The following is a 13,593-nucleotide window of genomic DNA, read 5'->3' as shown; positions in this document are numbered from 1 at the left end:
CGTTAACTCTCCTGCAAAGGCGCGTTCTCCGCCAGATAGTTCGCCATCTGGCAATATTGCGCGACAGAGATATTTTCCGCTCGCATCGCCGGGTCGATCCCCATTCCCGTTAACACCCCGACGCTAAACAGGTTGCCGAGGCTGTTACGAATGGTTTTACGACGCTGGTTAAAGGCTTCGGTGGTGATGCGGCTCAACACGCGAACATCTTTAACCGGGTGAGGCATCGTTGCATGAGGAACCAGGCGCACGACGGCGGAATCCACTTTGGGTGGTGGTGTAAAGGCTGACGGCGGTACTTCCAGCACCGGGATCACGTTGCAATAGTATTGCGCCATGACGCTTAATCGACCATACGCCTTGCTGTTCGGTCCTGCAACCAGACGATTCACCACTTCTTTTTGCAACATAAAGTGCATGTCGGCAATGGCATCAGTATAGCTAAACAGATGGAACATCAACGGCGTGGAGATGTTATAAGGCAGGTTGCCGAAAACACGCAGCGGCTGGCCCATTTTCGCGGCCAGTTCACCAAAGTTAAAGGTCATCGCATCCTGCTGATAAATCGTCAGTTTCGGGCCTAAGAATGGATGCGTTTGCAGACGTGCCGCCAGATCGCGGTCAAGTTCGATGACCGTCAGCTGGTCCAGACGTTCGCCGACCGGTTCGGTCAATGCCGCCAGACCGGGGCCGATTTCGACCATCGCCTGGCCCTTCTGCGGGTTAATGGCAGAAACAATGCTGTCGATCACGAACTGATCGTTGAGAAAGTTTTGCCCGAAGCGTTTACGGGCTAAGTGGCCCTGGTGGACTCGATTATTCATTGGGTGTTAACAATCATTTTGATGGCGAGATTAAGCGCCGTAATAAAACTGCCGACATCGGCTTTACCACGTCCCGCCAGTTCAAGCGCGGTGCCGTGGTCCACTGATGTGCGAATAAAGGGCAGGCCCAGCGTAATGTTCACACCGCGCCCGAAGCCCTGGTATTTTAGCACGGGAAGACCCTGATCGTGGTACATCGCCAGCACGGCGTCGGCGTTATCGAGATATTTCGGCTGAAACAGGGTATCGGCAGGCAGCGGCCCGTTGAGTTTCATCCCCTGTTCCCGCAGCTCGTCGAGTACCGGAATAATGGTGTCTATCTCTTCCGTACCCATATGACCGCCTTCGCCCGCGTGCGGATTCAGCCCGCAGACCAGAATGCGCGGTTCGGCAATACCAAATTTGGTCCGCAAATCGTGATGCAAAATAGCAATCACTTCGTGCAAAAGGGCAGGGGTGATAGCATCTGCGATATCGCGCAGCGGTAAATGCGTCGTTGCCAGCGCCACGCGAAGTTCTTCGGTCGCCAGCATCATCACCACTTTTTTCGCCTGCGAACGCTCTTCGAAAAACTCGGTATGACCGGTAAACGGAATGCCTGCGTCGTTAATGACGCCTTTATGCACGGGGCCTGTGATCAGCGCAGCAAATTCACCGTTCAGACAGCCATCACACGCTCGCGCCAGCGTTTCCACCACATAGTGCCCATTTTCAACCGCTAACAGCCCCACAGTGACAGATTCACGTAGCGCGACAGGAAGTAGCGTTAATGTGCCCGCAGTTTGCGGTTGTGCAGGGGAGTTGGGGGAATAAGGGCGGAGGGTGAGCGGCAAACCGAGCATCGCTGCCCGGTCGGTAAGGAGAGTGGCATCGGCACAAACAACCAGTTCGACCGGCCACTCACGCTGTGCAAGCTGGACAATTAAGTCCGGGCCAATCCCGGCGGGCTCGCCGGGAGTGATCACAACACGTTGGGTTTTAACCATTAGTTGCTCAGGATTTTAACGTAGGCGCTGGCACGTTGTTCCTGCATCCAGCTTGCTGCTTCTTCCGAGAACTTACGGTTCATCAGCATGCGGTATGCACGATCTTTCTGTGCCGCGTCGGTTTTATCGACATTACGGGTATCCAGCAGTTCGATTAAATGCCAGCCGAATGAAGAGTGAACCGGTGCACTCATTTGACCTTTGTTCAGGCGGGTCAGGGCGTCACGGAAGGCCGGATCGAAAATATCTGGTGTAGCCCAGCCGAGATCACCGCCCTGGTTAGCAGAGCCTGGATCCTGAGAGAACTCTTTCGCTGCGGCAGCAAAAGTCGTTTTACCACTCTTGATATCGGCAGCAATCTGTTCCAGTTTCACGCGGGCCTGTTCGTCAGTCATGATCGGCGACGGTTTCAGCAGAATATGGCGAGCATGAACTTCGGTCACCGAGATATTTTTGCTTTCGCCGCGCAGGTCGTTAACTTTCAGAATATGGAAGCCAACGCCGGAACGAATCGGGCCAACAATGTCGCCTTTCTTCGCGGTGCTTAATGCCTGGGCGAAGATCCCCGGCAACTCCTGAATACGGCCCCAGCCCATCTGGCCGCCGTTCAGCGCCTGCTGGTCGGCAGAATGAGCAATCGCCAGCTTACCGAAATCAGCGCCGTTACGCGCCTGATCGACAATCGCGCGCGCCTGGCTTTCCGCTTCGTTCACCTGATCAGAGGTCGGGTTTTCCGGCAGCGGGATCAGGATGTGGCTCAGGTTCAGCTCAGTGCTGGCGTCGTTTTGGTTACCCACTTGCTGCGCCAGGGATTCGACTTCCTGCGGCAGGATGGTGATGCGACGACGCACCTCGTTGTTACGCACTTCAGAGATAATCATCTCTTTGCGGATCTGGTTACGATAGGTGTTGTAGTTCAGACCATCGTAAGCCAGACGGCTGCGCATCTGATCCAGCGTCATGTTGTTCTGTTTCGCGATGTTAGCAATCGCCTGATCCAGCTGCTCATCGGAGATTTTCACTCCCATTTTCTGCCCCATCTGCAGGATAATTTGATCCATGATCAAACGTTCCATGATTTGGTGGCGCAGCGTCGCGTCATCAGGAAGTTGTTGCCTTGCCTGAGCAGCGTTCAGTTTTACCGACTGCATTAATCCATCAACGTCGCTTTCCAGCACGACGCCGTTATTGACGACGGCTGCGACTTTATCGACTACCTGGGGGGCAGCGAAACTGGTATTCGCGATCATGGCGATACCGAGAAGCAGCGTTTTCCAGTTCTTCATACTTTTTCCATTTCAATTAACCGCACTGCGGATTACGTGGTAAATCAACAAATCACAAAGTGTTTTGATACGGCAGAATGTTCGAACGCAGCATCTCTTGCGTACCCAGACCGTAGTTGGAGCTCAGGCCGCGAAGTTCGATGTTAAAGCCGATTGCGTTGTCATATACCGCATGTTGTTTATCGTTATCCCAACCGTTCAGCTTCCGCTCGTAACCGACGCGAATCGCATAGCAGCAGGAGCTGTATTGCACACCTAACATAGAGTCGGCTTGCTTGTTCGCATTGGTGTCGTAGTAGTAGGCCCCAACAATGGACCAACGATCGGCAATTGGCCAGCTGGCGACGGCACCTACCTGCGAAATACCATTCTTATATTGCTCAGCAGTGGAATAGTACTTAGGCAGCGTAGCCTGAATATATTCCGGGCTGGCGTAACGGTAATTCAGCTGTACCAGACGGTCTTCATCACGACGGTATTCAATGCTGGAGTTACTGGTCGCTACGTTATCCAGACGTGTATCGTACTGAATCCCGCCACGCAATCCCCAACGATCGGAGATGCGCCAGTAAGTATCGCCTGCCCATACCAGTGAGCCCGTTTTGTCGTCATTCTCCCATGTTATGTTGTCATCGCCAGTGCGAGACTCCGTGAAATAGTAGATTTGACCAACGGAAATATTAAAACGTTCAACGGCAGCATCATCATATATGCGAGATGTGACACCGGTCGTCACCTGGTTAGCGGAGGCAATACGGTCAAGACCGCCGTAAGTCCGGTCCCGGAACAGGCCGGAGTAGTCAGATTGCAGCAGCGAAGAGTCGTAGTTATAGATTTTGCTCTGATCGCGATATGGCACATACAGATACTGCGCGCGTGGTTCCAGTGTCTGGGTATAGCCCGGCGCCAGCATTTCCATATCACGCTCGAAGACCATTCTACCGTCTACCTTGAACTGCGGCATTACACGGTTAGCGGACTCTGCCAGCCTGGTCGTGTTTCTGGAGTTATACCAGTCAAGATTGGTTTGCTGATAATGGGTTGCCAGCAACTTCGCTTCGGTATTGATGCTGCCCCAGTTATTAGAGAGCGGCAGATTGATGGTCGGTTCCAGGTGAACACGGGTTGCTTCAGGCATGTCGTCTCTGGTGTTAACAAAGTGCACTGCCTGACCGTAAATACGCGTATCAAACGGACCAACATCATTCTGGTAGTAGTTAACGTCTAACTGCGGCTCTGCCGAGTAGCTACTGGTGTTCTGCTCGCTGAAGACCTGGAACTGCTTGGTTGAAACGGTGGCATTGAAGTTTTGCACCGCATAGCCAACGCTGAATTTTTGCGTTGCGTAGCCGTCGGTACTGGAACCGTATTTGTTATCGAAGTCATTGAAGTAGCTAGGATCGCTGACTTTGGTGTAGTCGACGTTGAAACGCCACACCTGATCCATGACCCCGGAGTGGTTCCAGTAGAACAACCAACGACGTGAACTGTCATCGTTCGGGTGTTCATCTTTATAGACTTTATCTGAAGGCAGATAGTCCAGTTCCATCAAGCCAGCGCCCGCCTGGGAGAGGTAGCGGAATTCGTTCTCCCACATGATGTTGCCACGACGATGCATATAATGCGGCGTGATGGTGGCATCCATATTTGGCGCGATGTTCCAGTAATATGGCAGGTAGAACTCAAAGTAGTTGGTGGTGGTGTACTTGGCGTTCGGGATCAAGAAACCAGAGCGACGTTTGTCACCCACCGGCAACTGCAAATACGGGCTATAAAAGATCGGTACCGGACCCACCTTAAAGCGGGCGTTCCAGATCTCCGCAACTTGTTCTTCGCGGTCATGAATAATTTCGCTACCTACCACGCTCCAGGTGTCAGAACCCGGCAGACAGGAGGTAAAGCTACCGTTATCCAGAATGGTATAGCGGTTTTCGCCACGTTGTTTCATCAGGTCCGCTTTACCGCGCCCCTGGCGACCCACCATCTGGTAATCACCTTCCCAGACGTTGGTATCTTTGGTGTTCAGATTCGCCCAGCCTTTCGGCCCTTTGAGGATCACCTGGTTATCGTCGTAATGGACATTACCGAGCGCATCAACGGTACGTACCGGCTCCGGTTGTCCTGGTGCCTCTTTTTGATGGAGCTGCACTTCGTCGGCCTGCAGACGGCTGTTACCCTGCATGATATCCACGCTGCCAGTAAACACGGCGTCATCCGGGTAGTCCCCTTTCGCGTGGTCAGCATTGATAGTCACGGGTAAGTCATTGGTATCGCCCTGTACCAGAGGACGGTCATAGCTTGGCACGCCCAACATGCACTGTGAGGCGAGGTCGGCTGCCAGTCCCTGTTGACTATAAAGGGCGGTGGCAATCATGGTGGCCAGGAGAGTGGGGATACGTTTTTTCATACGTTGATTTTATTGTTCCATCATCGGTAACGTTGCGCGTGACAAACGGTCAGAGACTAACGTACTCGTCATCTCTACGCTAGTGTTAATCCTGTCCGAATAGCGTCAGTGGTGTTAGGCACGGCATTGAATGACAGGTATGATAATGCAAATTATAGGCGATGTCCCACAATTGACCGCAGCCGGAAAACGGTAAAAGCACCTTTATATTGTGGGAGATAGCCCTGATATCCGTGTGTCGATTTGGGGAATATATGCAGTATTGGGGAAAAATCATTGGCGTGGCCGTGGCCTTACTGATGGGCGGCGGCTTTTGGGGCGTAGTGTTAGGTCTGTTAATTGGCCATATGTTTGATAAAGCCCGTAGCCGTAAAATGGCGTGGTTCGCCAACCAGCGTGAGCGTCAGGCGCTGTTTTTTGCCACCACTTTTGAAGTGATGGGCCATTTAACCAAATCCAAAGGTCGCGTCACGGAGGCTGATATTCATATCGCCAGCCAGTTGATGGACCGAATGAACCTTCATGGCGCTTCCCGTACTGCGGCGCAAAATGCGTTCCGGGTGGGAAAATCAGATAATTACCCGCTGCGCGAAAAGATGCGCCAGTTTCGCAGTGTCTGCTTTGGTCGTTTTGACTTAATTCGTATGTTTCTGGAGATCCAGATTCAGGCGGCGTTTGCTGATGGTTCACTGCACCCGAATGAACGGGCGGTGCTGTATGTCATTGCCGAAGAGTTAGGCATCTCCCGCGCCCAGTTTGACCAGTTTTTGCGCATGATGCAGGGCGGTGCACAGTTTGGCGGCGGTTATCAGCAGCAATCTGGCAGTGGTAACTGGCAGCAAGCGCAGCGTGGCCCGACGCTGGAAGATGCCTGTAATGTGCTGGGCGTGAAGCCGACGGATGATGCGACCACCATCAAACGTGCCTACCGTAAGCTGATGAGTGAACACCATCCCGATAAGTTGGTGGCGAAAGGTTTGCCGCCTGAGATGATGGAGATGGCGAAGCAAAAAGCGCAGGAAATTCAGCAGGCCTATGAGCTGATAAAGCAGCAGAAAGGGTTTAAATAAGTTTCAACGTGTAGGCCTGATAAGACGCGGTAGGCCGGATAAGACGCGCCAGCGTCGCATCCGGCGAGCAGCATCAGACAATCGGCGCACAATTGCCGGATGTGGCGTGAACGCCTTATCCGGCCTACCGAACTTCGCCAGCGTGACTATTAAAAATCCGCTGGTGCTTTAAACGTCATACTATTGCCATACGCCGGATGGGTAATCGTCAGCATCTCTGCATGTAGCAACAAACGCGGTGCCATTGCTCTCGCTTCTGGTGATGCATAAAAACGATCGCCGAGAATCGGATGACCCAGCGCCAGCATATGCACACGCAGCTGATGCGAACGCCCGGTAATCGGTTTTAACACCACTCTTGCCGTGTTATCCGCCGCATATTCCACCACTTCATACTCCGTCTGCGCAGGTTTACCTGTTTCGTAACAGACTTTCTGTTTCGGGCGGTTTGGCCAGTCGCAAATCAGCGGCAGATCCACCAGACCTTCCGCAGGGGATGGATGCCCCCAGACGCGGGCCACATACTGTTTTTTCGGCTCGCGCTCGCGGAACTGGCGTTTTAACTCCCGCTCCGCGGCTTTGGTCAGCGCCACTACAATCACGCCGCTGGTAGCCATATCCAGACGATGCACCGATTCTGCCTGCGGATAATCACGCTGAATGCGCGTCATCACGCTGTCTTTGTGCTCTTCCAGACGACCCGGCACAGACAACAAACCGCTCGGCTTGTTGACCACCATAATATGGTCATCCTGATACAGGACAACCAGCCAGGGTTCCTGCGGCGGATTGTAGTTTTCCATCCCCATCTTCGGCTCCGTTACTGATGCGTCACAACGATCAAACGCAGGGCATCCAGACGCCAGCCTGCCTGATCCAGGCTTTCCATTACCTGCTGACGGTTGCTCTCAATGGCGGTCAGTTCGTCGTCACGAATGTTCGGGTTAACTGCACGCAGCGCTTCCAGACGAGACAGCTCGGCAGACAGTTTTTCGTCGGCTTCGTTACGCGCTGCATCAATCAATGCACGGGCAGATTTCTCGATCTGCGCTTCCCCCAGCTGAAGGATAGCGTGAACATCCTGCTGCACCGCGTTAACCAGCTTGCTGCCGGTGTGACGGTTAACCGCGTTAAGCTGACGGTTAAAGGTTTCAAATTCTACCTGCGCCGCCAGGTTGTTGCCGTTTTTATCCAGCAGCATACGTACCGGCGTCGGTGGCAGGAAGCGGTTGAGCTGCAACTGCTTCGGAGCCTGGGCTTCAACCACATAAATCAGTTCCACCAACAGCGTACCTACCGGCAACGCTTTGTTTTTCAACAGTGAAATCGTGCTGCTACCGGTATCGCCAGAAAGGATCAGATCCAGACCGTTGCGGATCAGCGGATGCTCCCAGGTAATAAACTGTGCATCTTCACGCGCCAGCGCCACTTCACGGTCGAAGGTGATGGTGATGCCATCTTCCGACAGGCCAGGGAAGTCCGGCACCAGCATATGATCGGACGGCGTCAGCACGATCATGTTGTCGCCGCGATCGTCCTGATTGATACCGATAATATCGAACAGGTTCATGGCGAAGGCGATCAGATTGGTATCGTCATCCTGCTCTTCAATGCTTTCTGCCAGTGCCTGGGCTTTTTCGCCACCGTTGGAATGGATCTCCAGCAGGCGGTCACGCCCCTGTTCCAGTTGTGCTTTCAGCGCTTCGTGCTGCTCGCGGCAGTTTTTGATTAGATCGTCAAAGCCTTCGGTCTCATCCGGTGAAGCCAGATAGTTAATCAGATCGTTGTATACGCTATCGTAAATAGTGCGTCCGGTCGGGCAGGTGTGCTCGAACGCATCCAGACCTTCGTGATACCAGCGCACCAGCACCGACTGAGCCGTTTTTTCCAGATAAGGCACATGGATCTGAATATCGTGCGCCTGACCGATACGATCCAGACGCCCAATACGCTGCTCCAGCAGATCCGGGTTGAATGGCAGGTCAAACATCACCATGTGGCTGGCGAACTGGAAGTTACGTCCTTCAGAACCGATTTCCGAGCACAGCAGTACCTGCGCACCGGTGTCTTCTTCAGCAAACCAGGCGGCAGCGCGGTCACGTTCGATAATCGACATGCCTTCGTGGAACACTGCGGCGCGAATACCTTCACGTTCGCGCAGTACCTGCTCCAGTTGCAGCGCAGTGGCCGCTTTGGCGCAGATCACCAGCACTTTCTGAGAGCGATGACTGGTCAGGTAGCCCATCAGCCATTCAACGCGCGGATCGAAGTTCCACCAGGTGGCGTTATCGCCTTCAAATTCCTGATAAATACGCTCCGGATAGAGCATATCGCGAGCGCGATCTTCCGCACTTTTGCGTGCGCCCATAATGCCGGAGACTTTAATAGCGGTCTGATACTGCGTCGGCAGTGGCAGCTTAATAGTATGCAGCTCGCGTTTCGGGAAGCCTTTCACACCGTTACGGGTGTTACGGAACAGCACGCGGCTGGTACCGTGGCGATCCATCAGCATCGAAACCAGTTCCTGACGGGCGCTCTGGGCATCTTCGCTGTCGCTGTTTGCTGCTTGCAACAGCGGCTCGATATCCTGCTCGCCGATCATCTCACCGAGCATGTTCAGTTCGTCATTGCTGAGTTTGTTACCCGCCAGCAGCATGGCAACGGCGTCCGCAACCGGACGATAATTTTTCTGCTCTTCAACGAATTGCGCAAAATCGTGGAAACGGTTCGGGTCCAGCAGACGCAGACGGGCGAAGTGGCTTTCCATCCCCAGCTGTTCCGGGGTTGCGGTCAGCAGCAGAACGCCCGGCACGTGCTCTGCCAGTTGTTCAATGGCCTGATATTCACGGCTCGGCGCATCTTCGCTCCACACCAGGTGATGCGCTTCATCGACCACCAGTAGATCCCACTCGGCTTCACAGAGATGTTCCAGACGCTGTTTGCTACGACGGGCAAAATCCAGCGAGCAAATCACCAGCTGCTCGGTATCGAACGGGTTGTAAGCATCGTGCTGAGCTTCGGCATAACGCTCATCATCAAACAGAGCAAAGCGCAGGTTGAAACGGCGCAGCATTTCTACCAGCCACTGATGCTGTAAGGTTTCCGGGACGATAATCAGCACACGTTCAGCAGCGCCAGAGAGCAGTTGCTGATGCAGGATCATCCCGGCCTCAATGGTTTTCCCTAAACCCACTTCGTCAGCCAACAGGACGCGCGGCGCGTGGCGGCGACCAACATCATGAGCGATGTTGAGCTGGTGCGGGATCAGGCTGGTACGCTGACCGCGCAGGCCGCTGTACGGCATACGGAACTGTTCGCTGGAATACTTACGCGCGCGATAACGCAGCGCAAAGCGGTCCATACGGTCAATCTGCCCGGCAAACAGACGGTCCTGCGGTTTGCTGAACACCAGTTTGCTATCAAGGAAAACTTCACGCAGGGCCACGCCGGACTCTTCAGTATCAAGGCGAGTACCGATATAGGTCAGCAAGCCATTTTCTTCTTTTACTTCTTCGACTTGCATCTGCCAGCCGTCATGGCTGGTAATGGTATCACCAGGGTTGAACATCACGCGGGTCACGGGGGAATCACTGCGTGCGTACAGACGGTTTTCACCAGTAGATGGGAAAAGTAAAGTGACAGTTCGCGCATCCACCGCGACAACGGTTCCAAGTCCCAATTCGCTTTCTGTATCGCTGATCCAGCGTTGACCAAGTGTAAAAGGCATATGTGTTCGGCTCTATATCTTTAATTGCAGGCAATAACCACCCGCTACCGTGCTTATGAGGTAGTGGTGTTATTCAGGTCCAGGAATGGAAAGGGCGCTATGGTACTGGATGGCAAAGCATTCGTCACGCATCAAAATGGTATCTGGCGAACTCTTTTTTTTGCTCAAAATAGCCCAAGTTGCCCGGTCATAAGTGTAGCAAAATTATCCTCAATAAAAGGGAGTATTCCCTCCGCTACGGGTTGTAGCTGGCGGGTCAGATAGTGTTCGTAATCCAGTGGTGAACGTTGGTAGTCCAGCGGCTCCGGGCCGTTGGTGGTCCATACGTACTTAATGGTGCCGCGGTTCTGATATTGCAAGGGGCGACCGCGCTTATGGTTTTCTTCATCGGCAAGGCGAGCGGCGCGTACATGAGGCGGCACATTACGCTGATATTCGCTCAGCGGACGGCGAAGGCGTTTACGGTAAACCAGCCGCGCATCCAGTTCACCCGCCATCAGTTTGTCGATGGTTTCACGCACGTATTCCTGATATGGCTCGTTGCGGAAGATACGCAGGTAAAGCTCCTGCTGAAACTGCTGGGCCAGTGGCGTCCAGTCGGTGCGCACGGTTTCCAGCCCTTTAAACACCATCCGCTGTTTGTCGCCCTCCTGAATCAGTCCGGCGTAGCGCTTTTTGCTGCCGGTATCGGCCCCGCGAATGGTTGGCATCAGAAAACGGCAGAAATGGGTTTCATACTCCAGTTCCAGTGCGCTGGTCAGCCGTTGTTTTTGCAGCGTTTCCGCCCACCAGGCGTTAACGTGCTGCACCAGTGCACGACCGATTTTCGCTGCTTCTTCTTCCGAATGTGCACCTTTCAGCCAGACAAACGTTGAGTCGGTATCGCCGTAGATAACGTCATAGCCCTGCGCTTCAATCAACGTTTTGGTTTGCCGCATGATCTGATGACCACGCATGGTGATCGACGATGCCAGGCGTGGATCGAAGAAACGGCAGGCGGTGGTGCCGAGCACACCATAAAAGGCATTCATAATGATCTTCAGCGCCTGCGAAAGCGGCTTATTACCCTGACGTTTGGCTTCATCGCGCCCGTGCCAGATGTTAGTCACAATCTCCGGCAGGCAATGTTTCTCCCGTGAGAACCACGCATCGAGAAAACCTTCGGTACTGTGCTCTGGATCAGGCTGCGCCATGCCTTCCACCAGCCCGACGGGATCAATCAGAAAGGTGCGGATGATCGACGGGTACAGGCTTTTGTAGTCCAGCACCAGCACCGAATCATAAAGCCCAGGTCGCGAATCCATCACGTAGCCGCCAGGGCTGGCGTGCGGCGGCACTTCGCCGAGATTAGGCGCGACATAACCAGCGCGATGCATACGGGGAAAATAGAGATGACCAAACGCTGCCACCGAACCGCCGTGTCGATCCACCGGCAGGCCGTTCACCGTCGCCCGTTCGAGCAAAAACGGCATAATTTCAGTTTTGTGGAAGATCTGCGTCACCAGCTCGCAATCTTTCAGGTTATAAGTTGCCAGCGCAGGTTTATCTTCGGCGAAACGGCGGTCAATTTCGTCCATTCGATCCCACGGGTTATCGATAGATTTTCCTTCGCCTAATAACTCCTGAGCGACGGTTTCCAGCGAGAATGAAGAGAAATTCCAGAACGCGGATTTCAGCGCCTCGATACCGTCGATAATTAGCCGACCTTTAACCTGAGCAAAAAACACACCGTTTTTAAAGCCGTGCTCGCGCCACTCCAGCTCACTGTTATCACGCCCCAGCCGCAGCGGAATACGGTAACGCTCGGCATGTTTTTGCAGCATTCGCAGATCGAACTGCACCACGTTCCAACCGATGATCACATCAGGATCGTAGTTGGCAAACCAGGCGTTAAGTTTTTCCAGTAGCAGCGGGCGGCTGGCGACGTATTCCAGTTCAAAATCGAGCGCGGAGGCGTCGCCATTCTCTGGCCCCAGCATATAAACGATACGCTGCCCGCAACCTTCCAGGCCGATGCAGTACAGCTCACCGTGGCGGGTGGTTTCAATATCAATAGAAACCCACTTGAGCGGCGGACGATAGTCGGGATGCGGTTTCAGACGGGCATTAACGATAGCGCCATTGCGCATATCACCCTCGACCCACACCGGTGAGGTGATAAATCGCTCCATCAGATAGCGTTCTGGCGGGCGCACATCGGCCTCGTAGACGGTAACGCCACCTTCACGCAGGCGCTTTTCGTAATTCATCAACTGGCGATGGGCGCGACAGTAAAGGCCATACACCGGCTGGCGGTGAAAATCTTTTAACGCCAGCGGCGTCAGGCGAAAGCCTTGTTCACCCTGCAAAATATGCTGAGCGCGGGGAACCTGATCGGCAGGAATAAACGCCACGGACTCTTGCGGCGCAAGGAAAACCTGCAACGGCCCGTTGTCCGTCGCCAGCCAGAAGGAAACTTCGGTCCCTTGCGGGGTGTCCCGCCAGTGTCGGGTTAAGATAAAACCTGCCTGCGCCACGCTGAAAATCCAATAAAAAACCAGGCTTGATTATAGCCTGGTTTCGTTTGATTGGCTGTGGTTTTATACAGTCATTACTGCCCGTAATATGCCTTCGCGCCATGCTTACGCAGATAGTGTTTATCCAGCAGCGTTTGCTGCATATCCGGTAACTGCGGCGCTAACTGACGGCAGAATATACCCATATAAGCGACCTCTTCCAGCACGATGGCATTATGCACCGCATCTTCGGCATTTTTGCCCCATGCAAATGGGCCGTGAGAATGGACCAGGACGCCGGGCATTTGCGCTGCATCGATACCCTGTTTTTCGAAGGTTTCTACGATGACGTTACCGGTTTCCCACTCATATTCACCGTTGATTTCTGCGTCGGTCATTTTGCGGGTGCAGGGAATGGGACCGTAGAAATAGTCGGCGTGGGTGGTACCGGTTGCCGGAATTGACTGACCCGCCTGCGCCCAGATGGTGGCGTGGCGCGAGTGTGTGTGCACAATGCCGCCAATGGACGGGAATGCCTGATAGAGCAGCCGGTGAGTTGGCGTGTCGGAGGAGGGCTTTTTCGTACCTTCAACCACTTCACCGGTTTCGATGCTGACCACGACCATATCGTCAGCGGTCATGATGCTGTAGTCGACGCCGGAAGGTTTGATCACAAAGACGCCGCGCCCGCGATCAACGGCGCTGACGTTGCCCCAGGTGAGCGTGACCAGGTTGTGTTTTGGCAGCGCCAGGTTGGCTTCTAATACCTGGCGTTTGAGATCTTCTAACATGTTGACT

The 13,593-nt window shown here is 53.9% G+C and carries 9 protein-coding genes; 1 reads left to right on the top strand and 8 read right to left on the bottom strand.

Annotated elements, in window-relative coordinates; all coding sequences use genetic code 11:
- Positions 1-2: 2 nt before the first annotated feature.
- The 4 genes from rsmA to lptD are packed head-to-tail and all read right to left on the bottom strand — an operon-like array spanning position 3 to position 5,503.
- Entirely contained in the window at positions 3-824 is an 822-nt protein-coding gene (gene rsmA, locus ACJHX4_RS11195) for a 16S rRNA (adenine(1518)-N(6)/adenine(1519)-N(6))-dimethyltransferase RsmA (protein WP_001065365.1), read from the bottom strand.
- Positions 821-1,810 carry a 4-hydroxythreonine-4-phosphate dehydrogenase PdxA gene (gene pdxA, locus ACJHX4_RS11190; RefSeq protein WP_000241227.1) on the bottom strand — a complete coding sequence of 330 codons (990 nt, stop codon included), beginning with the start codon at positions 1,808-1,810 and terminating at the stop codon, positions 821-823. Before pdxA ends, rsmA begins: the two co-directional genes overlap by 4 nt.
- Positions 1,810-3,096 carry a peptidylprolyl isomerase SurA gene (gene surA / locus ACJHX4_RS11185; RefSeq protein WP_000800457.1) on the bottom strand — a complete coding sequence of 429 codons (1,287 nt, stop codon included), beginning with the start codon at positions 3,094-3,096 and terminating at the stop codon, positions 1,810-1,812. Before surA ends, pdxA begins: the two co-directional genes overlap by 1 nt.
- Positions 3,097-3,148: 52 nt before the next feature.
- The gene (lptD, locus tag ACJHX4_RS11180; protein ID WP_000746171.1) at positions 3,149-5,503 is read right to left on the bottom strand and encodes an LPS assembly protein LptD; all 2,355 of its coding nucleotides are present in this window, start codon (positions 5,501-5,503) and stop codon (positions 3,149-3,151) included.
- Between the two features lie 254 nt (positions 5,504-5,757).
- Between lptD and djlA the strand changes: the two genes are divergently transcribed.
- Positions 5,758-6,573 carry a co-chaperone DjlA gene (gene djlA, locus ACJHX4_RS11175; RefSeq protein ID WP_001200577.1) on the top strand — a complete coding sequence of 272 codons (816 nt, stop codon included), beginning with the start codon at positions 5,758-5,760 and terminating at the stop codon, positions 6,571-6,573.
- 149 nt (positions 6,574-6,722) lie between these two features.
- Here djlA and rluA read toward each other — a convergent pair whose 3' ends face one another.
- From rluA to araD, 4 genes are all read right to left on the bottom strand, one after another.
- On the bottom strand, positions 6,723-7,382 hold the full coding sequence (rluA, locus tag ACJHX4_RS11170; protein WP_000525208.1) for a bifunctional tRNA pseudouridine(32) synthase/23S rRNA pseudouridine(746) synthase RluA: 660 nt from the start codon (positions 7,380-7,382) through the stop codon (positions 6,723-6,725).
- 11 nt (positions 7,383-7,393) lie between these two features.
- Positions 7,394-10,300 carry an RNA polymerase-associated protein RapA gene (gene rapA, locus ACJHX4_RS11165; protein WP_001117001.1) on the bottom strand — a complete coding sequence of 969 codons (2,907 nt, stop codon included), beginning with the start codon at positions 10,298-10,300 and terminating at the stop codon, positions 7,394-7,396.
- A gap of 164 nt (positions 10,301-10,464) precedes the next feature.
- Positions 10,465-12,816, bottom strand: coding sequence for a DNA polymerase II (gene polB / locus ACJHX4_RS11160; protein ID WP_000035602.1), 2,352 nt, complete (start codon positions 12,814-12,816; stop codon positions 10,465-10,467).
- A 74-nt stretch (positions 12,817-12,890) separates the two neighbouring features.
- Positions 12,891-13,586 (bottom strand): L-ribulose-5-phosphate 4-epimerase, encoded by a 696-nt coding sequence (gene araD, locus ACJHX4_RS11155; protein ID WP_000888692.1) that lies wholly within the window; start codon positions 13,584-13,586, stop codon positions 12,891-12,893.
- Positions 13,587-13,593: the final 7 nt, after the last annotated feature.

Source organism: Escherichia sp. WS2035, from assembly GCF_046487065.1.
Lineage (GTDB): Bacteria > Pseudomonadota > Gammaproteobacteria > Enterobacterales > Enterobacteriaceae > Escherichia > Escherichia coli.
The sequence above is the reverse complement of the archived record's forward strand: the minus strand, read 5'-3'. Positions and strand labels throughout refer to the sequence as shown.